At 27.0% G+C, this 18,530-nt stretch carries 16 protein-coding genes; 14 read left to right on the top strand and 2 right to left on the bottom strand.

Annotated features, from left to right (window positions below; genetic code table 11):
• Window positions 1-97 precede the first annotated feature (97 nt).
• The 9 genes from AC4FQ1_RS05130 (at window position 98) to dltC (ending at window position 10,627) form a co-directional block, all read left to right on the top strand.
• Window positions 98-655 carry a glycerol-3-phosphate responsive antiterminator gene (locus AC4FQ1_RS05130; protein ID WP_491148516.1) on the top strand — a complete coding sequence of 186 codons (558 nt, stop codon included), beginning with the start codon at window positions 98-100 and terminating at the stop codon, window positions 653-655.
• Between the two features lie 98 nt (window positions 656-753).
• Entirely contained in the window at window positions 754-2,253 is a 1,500-nt protein-coding gene (gene glpK, locus AC4FQ1_RS05125) for a glycerol kinase GlpK (RefSeq protein ID WP_491169120.1), read from the top strand.
• 203 nt (window positions 2,254-2,456) lie between these two features.
• A complete protein-coding gene (locus AC4FQ1_RS05120; protein ID WP_491148512.1) occupies window positions 2,457-3,890 on the top strand; it encodes an NAD(P)/FAD-dependent oxidoreductase in 1,434 nt (477 codons plus the stop codon).
• Between the two features lie 11 nt (window positions 3,891-3,901).
• Entirely contained in the window at window positions 3,902-5,143 is a 1,242-nt protein-coding gene (locus tag AC4FQ1_RS05115) for an NAD(P)/FAD-dependent oxidoreductase (protein ID WP_491148510.1), read from the top strand.
• A gap of 216 nt (window positions 5,144-5,359) precedes the next feature.
• Entirely contained in the window at window positions 5,360-5,713 is a 354-nt protein-coding gene (locus tag AC4FQ1_RS05110) for a DUF1667 domain-containing protein (RefSeq protein WP_491148508.1), read from the top strand.
• Window positions 5,714-6,192: 479 nt separating this feature from the next.
• Window positions 6,193-7,425 carry a D-alanyl-lipoteichoic acid biosynthesis protein DltD gene (gene dltD / locus AC4FQ1_RS05105; RefSeq protein ID WP_491148506.1) on the top strand — a complete coding sequence of 411 codons (1,233 nt, stop codon included), beginning with the start codon at window positions 6,193-6,195 and terminating at the stop codon, window positions 7,423-7,425.
• 109 nt (window positions 7,426-7,534) lie between these two features.
• A complete protein-coding gene (gene dltA, locus AC4FQ1_RS05100) occupies window positions 7,535-9,055 on the top strand; it encodes a D-alanine--poly(phosphoribitol) ligase subunit DltA (protein ID WP_491169119.1) in 1,521 nt (506 codons plus the stop codon).
• On the top strand, window positions 9,055-10,230 hold the full coding sequence (dltB, locus tag AC4FQ1_RS05095) for a D-alanyl-lipoteichoic acid biosynthesis protein DltB (RefSeq protein WP_491169118.1): 1,176 nt from the start codon (window positions 9,055-9,057) through the stop codon (window positions 10,228-10,230). Before dltA ends, dltB begins: the two co-directional genes overlap by 1 nt.
• Before the next feature lie 169 nt (window positions 10,231-10,399).
• A complete protein-coding gene (gene dltC / locus AC4FQ1_RS05090) occupies window positions 10,400-10,627 on the top strand; it encodes a D-alanine--poly(phosphoribitol) ligase subunit DltC (protein ID WP_303130577.1) in 228 nt (75 codons plus the stop codon).
• A 105-nt stretch (window positions 10,628-10,732) separates the two neighbouring features.
• Here dltC and AC4FQ1_RS05085 read toward each other — a convergent pair whose 3' ends face one another.
• Window positions 10,733-11,026, bottom strand: a complete 294-nt coding sequence (locus AC4FQ1_RS05085) for a hypothetical protein (RefSeq protein WP_491169117.1) — start codon at window positions 11,024-11,026, stop codon at window positions 10,733-10,735.
• A 171-nt stretch (window positions 11,027-11,197) separates the two neighbouring features.
• On the opposite strand from AC4FQ1_RS05085, the gene AC4FQ1_RS05080 reads away from it, so the two are divergent.
• The 4 genes from AC4FQ1_RS05080 to AC4FQ1_RS05065 all read left to right on the top strand — a co-directional run bounded on the left by AC4FQ1_RS05080 (window position 11,198) and on the right by AC4FQ1_RS05065 (window position 16,133).
• Entirely contained in the window at window positions 11,198-11,917 is a 720-nt protein-coding gene (locus AC4FQ1_RS05080; RefSeq protein ID WP_491148498.1) for a MurR/RpiR family transcriptional regulator, read from the top strand.
• Window positions 11,918-12,191: 274 nt separating this feature from the next.
• Complete coding sequence (locus AC4FQ1_RS05075; RefSeq protein WP_491169116.1) at window positions 12,192-13,553, top strand: 6-phospho-beta-glucosidase; 1,362 nt, start codon at window positions 12,192-12,194, stop codon at window positions 13,551-13,553.
• Window positions 13,554-13,745: 192 nt separating this feature from the next.
• Window positions 13,746-14,333, top strand: coding sequence for an AAA family ATPase (locus AC4FQ1_RS05070; RefSeq protein ID WP_303130571.1), 588 nt, complete (start codon window positions 13,746-13,748; stop codon window positions 14,331-14,333).
• 411 nt (window positions 14,334-14,744) lie between these two features.
• Entirely contained in the window at window positions 14,745-16,133 is a 1,389-nt protein-coding gene (locus AC4FQ1_RS05065) for an aspartate ammonia-lyase (RefSeq protein ID WP_303130569.1), read from the top strand.
• Window positions 16,134-16,193: 60 nt separating this feature from the next.
• Here the strand turns inward: AC4FQ1_RS05065 and AC4FQ1_RS05060 are convergent, their stop codons facing one another.
• A complete protein-coding gene (locus tag AC4FQ1_RS05060; protein ID WP_491169115.1) occupies window positions 16,194-17,801 on the bottom strand; it encodes a sigma 54-interacting transcriptional regulator in 1,608 nt (535 codons plus the stop codon).
• A gap of 284 nt (window positions 17,802-18,085) precedes the next feature.
• Here AC4FQ1_RS05060 and AC4FQ1_RS05055 point away from each other — a divergent pair, with 284 nt between their 5' ends.
• The gene (locus tag AC4FQ1_RS05055) at window positions 18,086-18,412 is read left to right on the top strand and encodes a PTS sugar transporter subunit IIB (protein WP_303130566.1); all 327 of its coding nucleotides are present in this window, start codon (window positions 18,086-18,088) and stop codon (window positions 18,410-18,412) included.
• The last annotated feature ends 118 nt before the right edge of the window (window positions 18,413-18,530 follow it).

Below are 18,530 nucleotides of genomic sequence, written 5' to 3'. Positions count from 1 at the left end.
AGAAAAATGTTAAAAAAATATCATAATTGACATATATTTTAATAGGTGCAATAATAAAAAAGTAGAAAACATTTACAGAAATGATAGGGGCGAGAATATGAATTTTAAAGAAGTTTTAGCAGATAATCCAGTAATAGCAGCAGTAAAAGATTTTGAGGACTTAAAGGTGGCTATAAATTCAAATATAGAAATTATATTTGTTCTTTTTGGTGATGTCCTTAATGTAAAAGAAATAAGCAGTATGATAGAAGAAAAAAATAAAATAGGAATTGTACATATTGATTTAATAGATGGATTAAATCAAAGAGAAGCAGCAATTAAATTTTTAAAGAAAGAGACTAAGTTTAAAGGAATTATTAGTACAAAGCCTCAAACAATAAGATTTGCCAAAGAAAATGGTTTTATAGCAATACAAAGAAGTTTTGTATTTGATACAATATCACTTAAAAATGTTAAAAATCATTTATTATCAGATATTGATGCAGTAGAAATATTACCAGGTCTTATACCAAAAGTTATTAATCAAGTTACAAAAGGCTCTGAAAAGCCAGTAATTTGTGGTGGACTTGTAGAAAAGAAGGAAGAAGTAATAATGGCATTAAGTTCTGGAGCATCATCAGTTTCAACAACTAAAAGAGAAATATGGGGAATGTAAATATGGTATTTGAAATTTAATGATAAATTAAATTTATGATTTTAAATACGATATATTATATAAAAGCAAAACATATAGACTATAAAAGAGGTGTAGAGATGAAACAAAAGTATATTATAGCTTTAGATCAAGGAACAACAAGCTCAAGAGCAATAGTTTTTGACAATGAACAAAACATATTAGGGGTAAGCCAAAAGGAAATAACTCAAATATATCCTAGAGAGGGTTGGGTTGAACATAATCCTATGGAAATATGGGCAACACAATATGGTGTTCTTCAAGAAGTTATAGCAAAAACTAATATAACTCAAGAGGATGTTGCAGCTATAGGAATTACTAATCAAAGAGAAACAACTATAATATGGGATAAAAACACTGGAGAGCCTATATATAATGCAATTGTTTGGCAATGTAGAAGAACAGCTACTATTTGTGATAGTTTAGAAGAAAAAGGGATGAAAGATTACATAAAGGAATCAACTGGTCTTATACTTGATGCATATTTCTCAGGTACAAAAATTAAATGGATTCTAGATAATGTTGAAGGTGCTAGGGAAAAAGCTGAAAAAGGAGAATTACTTTTTGGTACTGTAGATACTTGGCTTGTATGGAAGTTAACAAATGGAAGAGTTCATATAACTGATTATACAAATGCATCAAGAACAATGCTATTTAATATAAATACATTACAATGGGATGAAAAGATTTTAAAAGAATTAAATATTCCAAAATCAATATTACCAGAAGTTAAAAATAGTTCAGAAATATATGGATATACTAATCTTGGTGGTAAGGGAGGAGTAAGAGTTCCTATAGCTGGAATTGCTGGAGATCAACAGGCGGCTTTATTTGGACAAGCATGTTTTACAAAGGGTTCAGCAAAAAATACTTATGGAACAGGATGTTTCTTACTTATGAACACAGGTGATGAAAAGGTTGAAAGTAAAAATGGACTTTTAACAACAATAGCAGTTGGAATAGATGGTAAAGTTCAATATGCATTAGAAGGTTCAGTATTCGTTGGGGGAGCAGTTATACAATGGATAAGAGATGAGTTAATGCTTGTAAGTGATGCTCAAGATACTGAATATTTTGCAAAAAAAGTTAAAGATAATGGTGGTGTATATGTTGTACCAGCTTTTGTAGGACTTGGAGCACCACATTGGGACATGTATGCAAGAGGAGCTATATTTGGATTAACAAGAGGATCAAATAGAAATCATATAATAAGAGCAGCATTAGAATCAATAGCATATCAATCAAAAGATGTATTAAATGCTATGGAAGAAGATGCAGGAGTAAAAATTAATGTCCTTAAAGTTGATGGTGGAGCTAGCAAAAATGACTTTTTAATGCAGTTCCAAGCAGATATATTAGAAACAGAAGTAACAAGACCAATAATTACAGAAACAACAGCACTTGGAGCAGCATATTTAGCAGGACTTGCAGTTGGGTATTGGAAAGATAAAGAAGAAATAGCTAAGTCTTGGTATGCAAGTGAAAACTTTAAACCAAAATCAGAAAAAGAGCATATAGAAAAATTATATTCTGGTTGGAAGAAGGCTATAAAAAGAGTTAGTGGCTGGGAAAAAGAATAGTAATAAAAGGAAAAATTTATTTTTAAATTATAGTTGAAAACGTTTGACAAAAATAAAAAGCTATGATAATATATAACCATAATATAATATGAGTGTTAAGAGAATTAGAGTCAAGCACATAAGTTAGGGATTATTAATCCCTAGTTTCTGCTTGACTTTTTTTGCTTTTAAAATTTATAAAGCGCATTCTAGGAGGTTTTTTTATGTATGATGTTGCAATTATAGGAGCAGGAGTTATAGGAGCTTCAATATTTAGAGAACTTACAAAGTACAATTTAAAGGTAGCAGTATTAGAAAAAGAAAATGATGTATCAATGGGAACATCAAAAGCAAATTCAGCAATAGTTCACGCAGGTTATGATCCAAAAGTTGGCACATTAATGGCAAAATATAATGTTAAAGGAAATGAAATGTTTGAAGATCTTTGTAAAGAATTAGATGTACCATTCAAAAGAAATGGTTCATTAATAATAGGTTTCTCAGATGAAGATATGGAAACTATAAAGGCATTATATGAAAATGGTAATAAAATTGGAGTTAAAGGCTTACAAATTTTAAGCAAAGAAGAGCTTCTAGAAAAAGAGCCAAACTTAAGCGAAGAAGTTGTTGGAGCTTTATATGCACCAACAGGAGGTATAGTTGGACCATTTGAATATACAATAGCACTTATGGAAAATGGTGTATCAAATGGAGGAGAATTAATATTAAGAGCTGAAGTAACAGATATAAAGAAAGAAAATGATATATTTAAGATAAAAACAAAAAATGGACAAACAATTGAAGCTAAATATGTAATTAATGCAGCAGGAATTCATGCAGATGATGTACATAATTTGATTTGCAAAGAAAGCTTTAAGATAGTTCCAAGAAAAGGTGAATATTTTGTAATGGATAAAACTCAAGGGGATATCGTAAGTCATACAATATTCCAATGTCCATCAAAACTTGGTAAAGGAATATTAGTAACACCAACAGTTCATGGAAATCTTTTAGTTGGACCAGATGCAGAAGATTTAGAAGATAAAGAAGATACAAAGACAAAAGGTGATAGATTAGACTATATAAGAGAAACATCAATGAGAACAACTAAAAAAGTTAATTTCAGAGAATCAATTAGAAACTTTGCAGGACTTAGAGCAACACCAGATAGAGGAGATTTCATTGTAGAAGAGGCAGAAGATGTTAAAAACTTTATAGATGTTGCAGGAATAAAATCACCAGGATTATCATCAGCACCAGCAATTGCAGAAGATGTTGTTAAAATTTTAGAAGGTTGCGGATTAAAATTAGAAGAAAATAAAGATTTCAATGGTGTTAGAAAAGAAATAAGATTTATGGAATTATCACCAGAAGAAAAAGCTGAAATAATTAAAAAAGATCCAAGATACGGAAAGATAGTTTGTAGATGTGAAAGTATCACAGAAGGTGAAATAGTTGATGCTATACACAGATGTTTTGATAAAAATATGACATTAGATGGTGTTAAGAGAAGATGTAGACCAGGAATGGGAAGATGTCAAGGTGGTTTCTGTGGACCAAGAGTTCAAGAAATTATAGCTAGAGAATTAGGAATTAAGTTAGAAGATATTAACCTAGAAAAAGACGGTTCATATATATTAGTAGGAAAAACAAAATAGGAGGGGTAGTTATGTACGATTTAATAGTAGTTGGAGGAGGCCCTGCAGGACTTGCAGCAGCTTATGAAGCATACAATGATGGAGTAAAGAAAATTTTAATTATAGAAAGAGACAACGAGCTTGGAGGAATATTAAATCAATGTATACACAATGGTTTTGGACTTCACACATTTAAAGAGGAATTAACTGGCCCTGAATACGCACAAAAGTTTATAAATATGCTAGAAGACACAAATGTTGAAGTTAAACTTGGTACAATGGTTCTTAATATAGATGAAAATAAAAATGTACATGCCATAAATGAAGAAGAAGGATATATAGTATTAAGCGCAAAAGCTGTAATACTTGCAATGGGATGTAGAGAAAGAACTAGAGGAGCTATAAATATACCAGGAGATAGACCATCTGGAGTATTTACAGCAGGAGCTGCTCAAAGATATATCAATATGGAAGGATATATGCCAGGAAAAAAAGTTCTAATATTAGGATCAGGTGATATTGGACTTATAATGGCAAGAAGAATGACTCTTGAAGGAGCAAAAGTTTATGGTGTTGTAGAACTTATGCCATATTCAAATGGATTAAATAGAAATATAGTACAATGTCTAGAAGACTATGATATACCACTATACTTATCACATACTGTTGTAGATATTGTAGGTAAAGAAAGATTAGAAAAAGTAGTAATAGCTGAAGTTGATAAAAATAGAAAACCAATAAAAGGAACTGAAAAGGAATTTGAAGTAGATACATTACTTTTATCAGTTGGATTAATTCCAGAAAATGAATTATCTACTAAAGCAGGTATTACAAAAGATATGAGAACAAATGGACTTATAGTATCAGAAAGTATGGAAACATCAATAGATGGAATCTTTGCTTGTGGTAATGTAGTACATGTTCATGACTTAGTTGACTTTGTTACTCAAGAATCAAAACATGCAGGAAAATCAGCTGCAAAATATATAAAGAATGAGTTAAATAAAGGTGAAACAATAAATATAGTTAATGGTCAAAATGTAAATTATACAGTACCTCAAAGATTTAATGTAGATGCAATAGATGGTAGCATGACTGTGTTTATGAGAGTAAATAATATATATCATGATAAAGCATTAGTAGTAAGAGAAGGAGATAGAGAAATAGCAAGCTTTAAGAGAAAGCATCTAGCTCCATCAGAAATGGAAAAAATAATATTACCAAAGAAACTTCTTGAAGGAGTAAAGGGTGATATTACAATATCATTAGAATAATATAAAATAATAATTAGTAGGGGAACTCAACTTCTCCTACTAAATAAGATTAAAAATAAGACCTCAACCTAAAAAATAATAAAGTTATAAAAATTAAGTACAACAAAAATGAAAAACTAACAATATTTACAAATTAAGTATAAATAAGATACGGAAATTTAATTGTTTAATGAGAGAATTAGTAAAATAGAGTATATTATAGGACGGTGAAAATCTATGATTAAGGAATTAATTTGCATAAGTTGTCCAATGGGATGTCATTTAAAAGTAGATACAGATAAAAAAACAGTTACAGGTAATACTTGTAAACGTGGTGAAATATATGGATTAAATGAAGTTACAAATCCAGTTAGAGTAGTAACTTCAACAGTAAAAGTAGAAGGTGGAGAACTTCCAGTGATACCAGTAAAAACAAATGGAGCAATTCCAAAACCTTTAAACTTTGAATGTATGAAAGTTATAAATGAAACTGTAATTAAAGCTCCAGTAAAAATGGGAGATATAGTTATAAAAGATGTACTAGGAACAGGAATAGATGTAATTGCTAGTAGAAATATAGAAGCAGTCTAAAAAGCTAAATAGAGCTTATAGAAATAAAGATTTAATCACATACGTACCTCTTTAAGGGCAATTTAAACTTTAAAAGTTTAAATTGCCCTTAATTTGTGATTTTTATAGAGTAATTGTAATAATTTTGACTTTATTTTGTAATTGTATATAATATATATAAAATTTATACTTTATATAGTATATATGAGTTACTTTAATGAAATTTTTATAAATTTATATGTATATTAAAAGTTAAAAGTTAGTTAATTATTTGATGAAAAATACTATTTTTAATATAGCTATAAGCCTAGAAAAATGGCTTTATAAGGAGTATTTAGGTAGTTTTATAAATTTAATTTAAGAAGTAATTAAGATAGTATTTACAATTTGTTAAAAACAGTTAAATTAATGTAATTGAATATTATTAAAAATAGTAATAATATTTCAGGTGGAATTTATTTATTTCCGGATTTTACGTAACTTTAAGAGAGGAGCAAGGTATGAAAAAATTATTATATTTTATAATACCATTAATAATTGGGGTATTATTTGCTTTTGGACTAAATAAGTTTTTAGACCATGAAAATAGCAAATTGATGAAAGAAAAAAACTTAGTGCCTCTTATGGGGGAATATTCATCAGATATAAAGGATAAGGGTGTACTTATAAATAATGAATTATTATCTAAAAATAATATAATGATTTTAGGTTCATCAGAATTAAGTAATATAATAAAAAGACAACATGCAGCAACATATTTTAATAGTGGAAGAACTAAAAATGGATTATTTACTGTTGGAAGACCATATAATCAAACATTACAAGAAACACTTATACTTGGATCTACTAATCCTGATATAGATAATAAAAAGGTTGTAATATTTGTATCTATGCAAGCATTCTTAAGTAGAAAAGGAGTGCCTGGAAAAGATTTTCAATCATTATTTTCGCCAACACAATTTTATGAATTTTTAAATAATAATAATATAAATAAAGAAACAAAAGATTATTTAGCAAGAAGAGTAGCATCACTTTTAAAAAGTAGTGATGAATATTCAAGTGAAAGAGTTTATGCTGAACTTTACACTGATAACTCAACTTTGGGTGATATATGTAGTGTATTATTTAAGCCTTATTTTTTTATTAGAGAAAAAGAAGTTATGTTAAAAGAAAAAGGTCTTTTATATTTAAAACTTAAAAAACTTAATAATAAAAATAAAACTAAAAAATTAAGCAACAATTCAATAGATTGGAAAAGAGAAGATGAAATAGCATATAAAGAAGGTCAAGCAAAGGCTAAGGGAAATAAATATAAAATAGATTATAACAATTATAAATTTATTTCCAAGAAGTTACCGAAAATGAAAAATGCGTATTCAAAGATTAATTTATTAAAATCACAAGAAGTAGATGATTATAAGAATCTTTTAAATACTTGTAAAGAACTTGGAGTTAAACCTACTATAGTATTATTACCAAATGCAGACTGGTATTATGATTATACTGGAATTACTAAGGATAAGAGAACTAATTTTTATAAAACATTAGAAGAATTAGCTAGCAAGGATGGTTTTAAAGTAATTAATTTACAAGACAAAGAACCAACTCTAAAAAATAATAAAAATACAGATTACTATTTAAGAGATATAATGCATCTTGGAACGAGAGGATGGGTTGATATAAGTGAAAGGATTTATAAAGAATATAATCAAGGACAAATACCTGTTAACTAGTATAATAGTAACTTTAATAATAATTGCAGCAATATTAATAGTAACATTTACACCATTTAAACAAATACCATTCATTTACAATGAATTCTAATTTGAGGAGGATATTAAGATGGAAATAATTAAAGGGATTAAGAAATATGCTAATACTGATAGAATTGCTTTAAAATGCGATGGAGAAGAATTATCATATAAAGATTTAGATAAATTTTCAGAAAGCATAGGAGTTTATTTAAAAGAAATACATAAGGATAACACTCCTATAGTTATATATGGTAATAAAGATAATTTAATAATGTCATGTATGATTGGGGCATTAAAATCAGGTAGAGCTTATGTTCCATTAGATATAAGCTTTCCTTTAGATAGAGTTTCAAATGTAACTGAAGAAGTAAAACCAAAAGTACTATTTAACTTTAGTGATTATGATAAAGAGGTTTTTGGAGAAGGAATAAAAGTAATTAATAAAGATGAATTAGAAAAAATAATATGTGATAATAAAAATGAAGTATTAACAGAAGATTCATGGGTTAAAGAGGATGAAAATGCATACATATTATTCACATCAGGAAGTACAGGAAAACCAAAAGGGGTTCAAATAAGTAGTAACAACTTAGATAATTTTGTTGAATGGATTAGTGAGTATTTAAATATTGATGGAAGTGAAAAAGTTATAATGAATCAAGCTGCATATTCATTTGATCTTTCAGTAACAACAATATATCCAGGATTAACTCATGGAGCAACTTTATTTTCACTTTCAAAAAAGACTTTAGCAAACTATAAAGAACTTTTTAATCAATTTAAAGATTCTGATATGGCAATATGGGTATCAACACCATCATTTGCAGGGGTATGTGTAACAGAAGATACATTTAATTCAGAGATGTTACCTAAATTAGAGTCAATGATATTTATAGGAGAAGTTCTTCCAAAAAATTTAGCTAAAGATCTTAAAGAAAGATTCCCTAACACTAGAATAATAAATGGATATGGACCAACAGAAGCTACAGTTGCAATAAGTGCAAATGACATAACTTCACAAATGATTGAAGATTCAAAAAGCTTACCAGTTGGTGTTGTTATGGATACAACAAAAATTAGAATAATAGATGATAATGGGAATGATGTAGTAGATGGAGAAAAAGGTGAAATCGCTATAATTGGTAAATCAGTATCAAAGGGTTATTTTAAGAATGAAGAAAAAACAAAGGAAGTTTTCTATTATGATGAATTTAATGGTGAAAAATTTAGAGCGTATAAAACAGGGGATATGGCGTATCTTTTAGAAGGTAAAATATATTACTGTGGAAGAAAAGATTTTCAAATAAAGCTTAATGGATTCAGAATAGAAATAGAAGATATAGAAAATAACTTAAGAAAAGTTGATAATGTAAAAAATGCTGTTGTATTACCGATATATAAAGATGAAAAGATTGCATATTTACAAGGAATAGTTCAATTAGAAGAAAAAAATGACCTTAGTAATTTAAAAAATGGAGTAAGAATAAAAAAAGATTTAGAAAAATTTATTCCAAATTATATGGTTCCAAGAAATATTAAGATAATAGAGGAATTCCCAACAAATATAAATGGTAAAATTGATAGAAAGAAACTTATGGAGGAGATTTAATGACACAGTATGGAGATTATTTATATCTATACATATTATTATTAACAGCTATACCTGCCATAGTTTTAGGTTTATGTGGTAAGAAGATAAAAATATATGGAATGATTGCTACTATATTTATGATTTTTCTTATTATTGGTATTAATGTACAGTTAGGATTTTTGTGTACATTCATAATATGGGAATTAATAATAGTATATGGATATTTATTTATTAGAAAAAAAACAGATAGTATTATAGTATATAGAATATTTTTATTTGCTTCAATGCTACCTGTAATAATTAATAAAATATCACCGCATTTTGATTTAATAATTCCAGGTGCTAAGATAACTACTATAGGTTTTATCGGTATATCATATTTAAACTTTAGAGTTATTCAAATGGTTATTGAAATATATGATGGTGCTATAAAAGAAGTGAAATTATCTACATTTTTATATTTTGTTTTATTTTTCCCAACATTAAGTTCAGGACCAATAGATAGGTCAAGAAGATTTGAGAAAGATTTAGATAAGGAAATTTCAAAATCAGAATATATAAATGAATATTTAATGCCAGGAATAACAAAAATATTTTTAGGTATTTTATATAAGTTTGTAATAGCATTTTTAGTAAATACAATGTGGTTTACTAAAATACCAACAAACCATTTAACATTTGGTCATGCATATCAATATATGGTAGCTTATACTTTATATTTATTCTTTGACTTTGCAGGTTATAGTTTATTTGCAGTAGGTACAAGTTACATATTTGGAATAAAAGCACCAGATAACTTTAATAAGCCATTTATTAGTAAAGATATGAAGGAGTTCTGGACAAGATGGCATATATCACTTTCAAGATGGTTTGGAGATTATATTTTTTCAAGATTTGTAATAAGTTCTATGAGAAAAAAAAGATTTAAAAAGAGAGTTACAGCATCTCATGTTGCACAAATGATAACAATGATAACAATGGGATTTTGGCATGGATTAACATGGTATTATATAGTTTATGGTATATATCAAGGTGCTGTATTAGTACTTACTGATATGTATCAAAAAAAATCAAAGTTTTATAAAACTCATAAAAAGGAAAAATGGTTTCAATATTTACAAATATTTATTACATGGCATATAGCTGGATTTGGTCTTTTAATATTCTCGGGATATTTTGCGATAGTTAAATAATAAGGTTTAATTAAATGTTATATAAACTTAATATAAATTTACTGGAGAATTTTAGCTTTTAGTATTAAAATATAAATATATATTTTAAAAATAATTAAACTTTAATAAAAAATAAAGATTTGTATAATAGTATATAAGAGAGAGTTTAAAAATAAAGGAGAATTTAGATATGCAAGAACAAGTAATAGAAATTTTTGAAGAAGTAACAGGTTGTGATGAAATAAGAGACGATTTAGATTTTGATTTATTTGAAGCTGGTCTTTTAGATTCACTTGCAATAATTGAAGTTTTATTACAAATTGAAGAAAGATTAGGAATAAAATTACAACCAACTGATTTAGAAAGATCAGATATGGCTACAGTAAATAATTTAGTAGCATTTTTAGAAACAAGATAATATTAACTTTATAAAAATTAATATTTAAGTTACATAAAAAGAGATATTCAATTTATTGAATATCTCTTTTTTGACGCTTAATCTTTTGGTTATTTTAACTTATAGTTATTTTTTATTATTTTTAAGATGAGATTTTGGTTGCTTTTGTATTTCTTTTACTGATTCAATTTCAGATAATCTATCTGCCATACTATCAGTGTAATTAAATTCTTGCCAAGCTATATTATTTACAACTATATCATCAGTAACAGGGTTTGGAATCATTGTTATATCTCCATTTGGAGCTGTACTTATTAAGTCTTCATCTGGAAGATGATAGTCATCTCTTTCATTAGGAAGATATGCATGTTCACCAGGATTATTTCTTATTTTTGCTGAATCTACTTTATTTTTTTTCATAATTAATCCCTCCTCGTGTTTAGTTTCTCCATAAAGAAAAAATATATTAGATTTATTTAAAAATAAATTTATTTAGGCTTACTTCTAGTAAGCATTACATTTTATATGATAAAGTATTAATTATAGAAAACTTAAGATTATAAATATTTAAAATAAAGTGGTGAAAAGATTATGTTTCAACTAGAGGCTATTAAAAGTTTCAATGATTTAGAATTTAGCGTTTATGATTATGTTATGAAAAATAAAAATACAGTAGTATATATGAGAATAAGAGAGCTTGCAGATGAAGCACATGTATCAACAACTACAGTTTTAAGGTTTTGCAAGAAACTTGGATGTGATGGTTTTTCTGAATTTAAAATTAAGTTAAAAATGTATTTAGAAAATGAAGAAAATTTTAATGTGAAAAATGATAAAAGTATTATAGTTGAATTTTTAAATAGAGCAGATAGCAATAATTTTAAAAATGATTTAGAAAAAGCATCAATTGCTCTTAAAGAAGCTAAATATATATTTTGTATAGGTTTTGGTAGTTCAGGAGCTATGGCAAATTATGCTTCAAGGTATTTTGCAGGGCTTGGAAAATTTTCATTACCAATAACTGACCCTTATTATCCAACAGAAAGTGTTTATGTAGAAGGAAGTGTTACACTTGCCTTTTCAGTATCAGGTGAATCAAAAGCAGCTGTAATGCATACTAATAGAATGAAAAGTGCTGGGGGAAAAATTATATCAATAACAAATAGTAAAAATTGTACTATAGCAAGTTTAGCGGATATAAAACTTGCATATTATGTACCACAAGAAAAGTATGGAATAAATGAAGCAACAACTCAAATACCTGTACTGTATATAGTTGAAGATTTAGGAAAAAGAATGAAAAATTTATAATTTTAAAATAATTAAAGTGATAAAATTTTATATGTTTATTTAATTGAAATGTTTTATATAAAAAAGCATCTTATAACAAGATGTTTTTTTTATATAACAAATTATTTAAAAGATTATGTGTTTTTTATTAGTTCAAATATATTTACCTAAATTTTAAAAGGAAATATAATTAAGTCAATATAAGAAAGAATTATTTAAGGTATAGGTTATCTGTTATAAAATTTGTATAAATAAATTGAGAATAAATTATAAAAATAAATTGGGAGGTTTTAATTTGAGTAAAAAAGGATTGAAGATAGTTACAATAGGTGGAGGGTCAAGCTATACTCCAGAATTAGTTGAAGGAATTATAAAAAGATATGATGAGATGCCAGTTGCAGAATATTGGCTTGTTGATATAGAAGAAGGAAAAGAAAAACTTGAAATAGTAGGGAATCTTTCAAAAAGAATGGTTGAAAAAGCGGGAGTTCCAATGGAAATACATTTAACTTTAGATAGAAGAGAAGCTTTAAAAGATGCAGATTTTGTTACAACTCAATTAAGAGTAGGTCTTTTAAAGGCCAGGGCTAAAGATGAAAGAATTCCTTTAAGCTATGGATATTTAGGACAAGAAACAAATGGAGCTGGAGGACTTTTTAAGGCACTTAGAACAGTTCCGGTTATTCTTGATATAGCAAAAGACATAAAGGAGCTTTGTCCTAATGCTTGGCTTATAAACTTTACAAATCCAGCTGGTATAGTTACAGAAGCACTTTTAAGATATGGAGTTCATAAAAAGGTAATTGGAGTTTGCAATGTTCCAATAGGCATGGAGTTTGGAGTAGCTGAACTTTTAGGAGTAGAAAAAGATAGAGTAACAATTGATTTTGCAGGTTTAAATCATATGGTATATGGACAAAGAGTTTACTTAGATGGAAAAGATATTACAGAAGAAGTTATAAATAAAATGGTAAAGGGAGAAGATATACAAGGGGTTGCAAATATTGCATCATTAGGATGGGATCCAGCGTTTATAAAGGCATTTGGAGTGCTTACTTGTCCGTATCATAGATATTATTATAAGAAAAAAGATATGTTAGATAATGAATTAAAAGAGTTTGCGGAAGGAAAAACAAGAGCGGAAGTAGTAATGAAACTTGAAGAAAGGCTATTTGAACTTTATAAAGATGAAAATTTAGATGTGAAACCAGAAGAACTTTCAAAAAGAGGTGGAGCTCATTATTCAGATGTTGCATGTAATGTAATTAATGGTATTTATAATGATAAGCATAATATAGTTGCTGTAAACACAAAAAATAATGGAAAGCTTAAGCAATTTGATGATAATTCAGCAGTAGAAATAAGCTGTTATATAACAAAAGATGGTCCAGTACCAGTTGAGACAGTAACAGATTTACCAATAGCAGCTCAAGGATTAACATCACAAATAAAAGCATTTGAAAGATTAGCAGCAGAAGCGGCCTATACAGGAGATTATAATACGGCTCTTCTTGCAATGGTTACAAATCCATTGGTATCAGATGATATAAAAGGAAGAAAAATATTAAATGATATGTTAGTTGCTCATAAAAAATATTTACCTCAATTTAAGAAGGTTATAGATGCAATTGAAAAGGTAAATTTAGCAGAGTTTTAAAATTATAAAAATACTATTTTTTAAAACTACATGGCTTTATAAGGCTATGTAGTTTTATTTGTGTTATAATCATTATATTAGTTTTGACTAATTTAATTGAAACTTATTGATTGTACTGATATAATAACTTTGTTTTCTTAAACTTATGATAAAAAGTTAAGTACAAATGTTTATTTGGAGGAGAGAGATTATATGCCAGTAAGAATAGCCATCTTAGGTGGACCAAGATGTGGAAAAACTACACTGATACAACAATTATATGTTGATTTAAAAATAAGAGATTTAAATGTTGGAGTTGCGACTGAGTATAGTACTGATTACTTAAGAGATAAAGGTATGATAGAAACAATCGCAGAACAATATGGTATATATTTAGGACAAGCTCAATTAGAAGAAAGTTTAAATGAGTTTGATTATGCAATAACAGATTATGCTACATTTGTTCCATATATATATGCTAGATTTATGTTAGGTGATAAAAAGAGAACAAAAAAAGAAATAGAAATATTAAAGGATTTGTACATATTAGCATTAAGAGATTTACCAAAGTATGATTATATATTCTTTGTACCAAGAGAATTTGGTTATACACAAGATGGAGTAAGATGGCAGGATGAGGATTTAGCAAATGCCATAGATAAAGCTATATTAAGTTTCCTAGAAGCGGAAAATGTTAAGTTTGAAGTAATAACAGGTTCAACAAAAGAAAGATCAGAAAAGATTTTAGATAGAGTTGGAATAAAAGAAGTAGAAATAAAGGCAGCAATGCCACAAAAATAATATAATTATAAAGACTTATTAAAGTTTAAATTTAAACTTTAATAAGTCTTTTTTTATCATTAAATTTAATTTAATATACATAAAAAATAACATTTATTTAAGTCTAAAATTAATATGAAAGTTTAATAAATATAAGAATTAAAGTATACAAATTTTAACTGTTTAGTGATTATTTAAAAAATTTTAAAATAATAATACGCTTAGTGTGATAAAAGTTCTTAAATAAGTGTGAATATATAAATGAAAGTTTAGTGATACTGTATAAAGAGTTTTTAATTTTAAAAATAATATAGATAAAACTTTAATTATAGATTTCACACGAATTTGGCACAATAATTGCTATTTGTATTTAATACTAAGGGAAAATAAATTAAAAGTACATATATTATAGTCATATTGGAGGGTTTAGAAATGGAATTCAGAATTGAGAAAGATTCAATAGGAAGCAAAAAGGTGCCAAAGGATGTTTATTATGGAGTACAAAGTTTGAGAGGGCATGAAAACTTTAGAATTAGTGGATTAGATTTAGAAGAATCTTTCATAAAAAGCTTAGCTTTAGTTAAAAAAGCTTGTGCTATTACAAATTGTGAGGTAGGGGAGTTAAAAGATAACTTAAAAGATGCTATAGTAAAAGCTTGTGATGATTTATTAGAAGGAAAGTATTTAGATCAATTTATATTAGATCCAATTCAAGGAGGAGCTGGAACTTCAACTAATATGAATATGAATGAAGTTATAGCTAATATAGCAAATGAGTATTTAGGTTATGATAAGGGGTTACAATATCCAGTACATCCAAATGACCATGTAAATATGGGACAGTCAACAAATGATGCTATACCAACAGCAGGATTAATAAATTGTCATTTATTATTAAGAGAATGTATAGAAGAATTAGAAAAATTTAAAAATGCACTTTTAGTAAAAGGACAAGAATTTGAACATGTAATAAAAATGGGAAGAACAGAAATGCAAGATGCTGTTCCAATAAGTTTAGGTTCAGAATTTACTGCATATGGAAGAGCAGTAAGTAGAGATATAAAGAGATTAGAAAAAAGACTTGATGAAGTTTTAATAGTTAATCTTGGTGGTACTGCAATAGGAACAGGAATAAATGCAAATAAAGATTATATAAAAGAAGTTTGTATAAATTTAAATAAATTAAGTGGATTAAATATAAGACAAGCTGAGGACTTAGTAGATAGCACTCAAAATGCAGATACAATGGCAGCACTTTCATCAGATTTAAAAGTTTGTGCTATTAATTTAAGTAAGATTGCAGGAGATTTAATTTTAATGTCATCAGGACCAAGAACAGGATTTTCTGAAATAAATCTTCCAGCTAAACAAAATGGTTCATCAATAATGCCTGGAAAAGTTAATCCTGTAATGCCAGAATTACTTAAACAAATATCATTTCAAATAATGGGAAATGATACAACAGTAACTTTAGCAACACAATCAGGACAATTAGAACTTAATGCTTTTTATCCAATTATACTTTTAAATGTATTCCAATCAATTAGAATATTAAAAAATGGAGTGCGTACATTTACTGAAAACTGTGTTAAAGGTATTGAAGCTAATGAAAATACATGTAAAGACTTAGTTGAAAAGAGTATAGGAATAGTTACAGCTTTAGCACCTTCTTTAGGATATGAAAAATCTGCTGATATTGCAAAGAAAGCTCTTAAATTCAATAAGAGTGTAAGAGAAGTTATAAAGGAAGAGTTAGGACTTAGTGACGATGAAATAAAAAAAACACTTAATATAGATAAAATGGTTAGAATTAGTGGTTAAAGGTTTTAATTGAAAATTTATGATTTTATAAATGAAAGGAGCATAAAAAATGCTCCTTTTTTATTTATCAAGAATTATATCAGAGTTAAAAACATATATTGCAATTAACATAATTAGAATAAACTCTGATGGAGAAATATATAGATTAAGACTATCTTCAATAATATTTGTATATTCTAAAGCTAGTTTATATTCTTCAGGAAACAAGCCTTTTAATCTATTTTGAAGATTTAGGTTATCTAAAGAAATAAGGCTCATTCTATCATATATTAAATCTATATGAATATTAAATAAATTTTCAAATACAGAAATTTTAAAAAATTTCTCCATATTTTTATCAAATTCAATAAGTTTATTATTAGTCTCATCAAATGTAGCATAAGCAAAGTTAAATTTATAATTATCACTATGATGAGATATAACCTTAAGATACTCGTTTAAGATATCATTAAAATCTTCATAAGAAGCGTGCTTAGTTGATGAATGTATTTCAACTTGATTAATTAGAGTTTTATATGCTTTAAACATAGCCTGTTTTTGATTTTGAAAAGAGTGACTATTAACTTTACTATCCTTATCATATATAAAGTATCTATCCTTAGTTGGAAGTTTATCTAGTATTATTTTTTCTTCAATCAAAGGACGAGTAAGGTTTTCACGCATTTCTTTTGGAAGATCCGGACTATTAATTTTTATATGTTTTTTATTATTTATAAAATATTCAGTATATGAATTAGCGATAGCAAGCTTTACATCATTTCTAAGTTGTCCGACATTAAATGTGCAATTATAAGATAAAAAGCACAGCATTGCATTATAGGAAATATATATAGGTTTATTTAAATTAATACTTTCTTCTTTTATAAAAGTTTCAATTAAAGTAAGTTTTTCTTCTAGACTTCTTTCATTAAGACTTGGTATTTTTATTTTTATAGAAATTCTTCTTAAGAAAGTACTAAGAAGGGTTTCATTTATATCTTCGTTAGTTGCACAAATTATCCTAACATCAGATTTTATCTTTTTTGATACTTCACCAAATCTTCTAAAATACCCTGTATCCATAAATAAAAATAGCATTTCTTGTCCTTCGCTTGGAAGATTGTGTATTTCATCTAAAAATAATATACCTCCATTTGCTTTTTCAATAAGTCCAGCTCTATCTTCAGTTGCTCCAGTAAATGTACCTTTTTTAACTCCAAAAAGATGAGAGCTTAAAAGTTGTACATTATTTGCATAATCTGAACAGTTAAAGTGAATAAAAGGCATATCTTTATTAAAAAATGATACTGCATATTCATGCATAAGTTTTGCAAGCATAGATTTACCAGAACCAGTTTCACCTATTATTAATGAATTCATTCCATTAGGAGGATAAAGTATAGCTGTTTTTGCAAGCTTACAAGCATCTGTAAGAGATGGATAAAGATAGGAAAGTTTATCAAGTGATGATTTTAAATTAAAATCTATATTATTAGGATTTTTTAAATAATATTTTACTGGTCTAGAAGAGTTTTTATACAATTTTTCTTCTTTAACTAATTTATTTAGATTTTTGCTTATATTTGAACGTTCTATATTTAATTCATTACAAATATCTTGTGTAGTAACCCCATTACCTTTATCTAACTTTCTAATTGTCTCATAAATTAAATCAATTCTTTTCACCATTATGTTACCTCAACCCCATTATTGTATATAAGAGAATTCACTCTTATTAAAAAAAATAATTATGTATAAATTTAGTGTGCTATAAATGTAAAAATTTAAATTATTATGTATTATTTTAAAGCACACATAATATAAAATCAACAGATTATGAAAATGATATCATAAAAATTAGCTAAAATACTAGCCTTATAACTAATGAAAATTTATGGCATGATATTTGCTTATTGTTATTTGTACAAAAATAAATTAATAAAAATTTTATAAATTCTAAGGAGGAATTATCTATGAAAAAAATATTTTTATTTTGTGATGCAGGAATGTCAACAAGTCTTTTAGTTTCAAAAATGCTTGAAGTTGTAAAGAAACATAACTTAGACATTCATATTGAAGCTAATCCTTGTGTTAAAGCTCATGCAATGATTCAAGATGAAAGACCAGACTGTGTTCTTTTAGGACCACAAGTAAGATTTATGCTTGGAAAAATGCAAGAAATATGTGATCCATTAGGAATTCCAGTTGATGCTATAAATGCAGCTGATTATGGAGTTATGGATGGGGAAAAAGTATTAAAAACAGCTATAAAAATGATAAAAAAAGCTCAAAGCAAATAACTATAAAAAGTACAAGCTATTAAGTGAAAGAACTATAGTGTAACCATGGAGAAAATTAGTAAGTAACGTATATAAACAAAAGATAAAGTTATAAAAAGGGTTTAATAAAAGAGAGAGG

The sequence above is a fragment of the Clostridium sp. TJA020 genome, assembly GCF_058310295.1.
The sequence above is the reverse complement of the archived record's forward strand: the minus strand, read 5'-3'. Positions and strand labels throughout refer to the sequence as shown.

Bases quoted from the DNA above. Each gene is read 5' to 3' on its own strand.
- dltD (WP_491148506.1), top strand. From the start codon at position 6,193: ATGAAAAAATTATTATATTTTATAATACCATTAATAATTGGGGTATTA.
- dltA (WP_491169119.1), top strand. From the start codon at position 7,535: ATGGAAATAATTAAAGGGATTAAGAAATATGCTAATACTGATAGAATT.
- AC4FQ1_RS05060 (WP_491169115.1), bottom strand. From the start codon at position 17,801: ATGGTGAAAAGAATTGATTTAATTTATGAGACAATTAGAAAGTTAGAT.
- AC4FQ1_RS05070 (WP_303130571.1), top strand. From the start codon at position 13,746: ATGCCAGTAAGAATAGCCATCTTAGGTGGACCAAGATGTGGAAAAACT.
- AC4FQ1_RS05130 (WP_491148516.1), top strand. From the start codon at position 98: ATGAATTTTAAAGAAGTTTTAGCAGATAATCCAGTAATAGCAGCAGTA.
- AC4FQ1_RS05120 (WP_491148512.1), top strand. From the start codon at position 2,457: ATGTATGATGTTGCAATTATAGGAGCAGGAGTTATAGGAGCTTCAATA.
- glpK (WP_491169120.1), top strand. From the start codon at position 754: ATGAAACAAAAGTATATTATAGCTTTAGATCAAGGAACAACAAGCTCA.
- AC4FQ1_RS05065 (WP_303130569.1), top strand. From the start codon at position 14,745: ATGGAATTCAGAATTGAGAAAGATTCAATAGGAAGCAAAAAGGTGCCA.
- dltB (WP_491169118.1), top strand. From the start codon at position 9,055: ATGACACAGTATGGAGATTATTTATATCTATACATATTATTATTAACA.
- dltC (WP_303130577.1), top strand. From the start codon at position 10,400: ATGCAAGAACAAGTAATAGAAATTTTTGAAGAAGTAACAGGTTGTGAT.
- AC4FQ1_RS05055 (WP_303130566.1), top strand. From the start codon at position 18,086: ATGAAAAAAATATTTTTATTTTGTGATGCAGGAATGTCAACAAGTCTT.
- AC4FQ1_RS05085 (WP_491169117.1), bottom strand. From the start codon at position 11,026: ATGAAAAAAAATAAAGTAGATTCAGCAAAAATAAGAAATAATCCTGGT.
- AC4FQ1_RS05110 (WP_491148508.1), top strand. From the start codon at position 5,360: ATGATTAAGGAATTAATTTGCATAAGTTGTCCAATGGGATGTCATTTA.
- AC4FQ1_RS05115 (WP_491148510.1), top strand. From the start codon at position 3,902: ATGTACGATTTAATAGTAGTTGGAGGAGGCCCTGCAGGACTTGCAGCA.
- AC4FQ1_RS05080 (WP_491148498.1), top strand. From the start codon at position 11,198: ATGTTTCAACTAGAGGCTATTAAAAGTTTCAATGATTTAGAATTTAGC.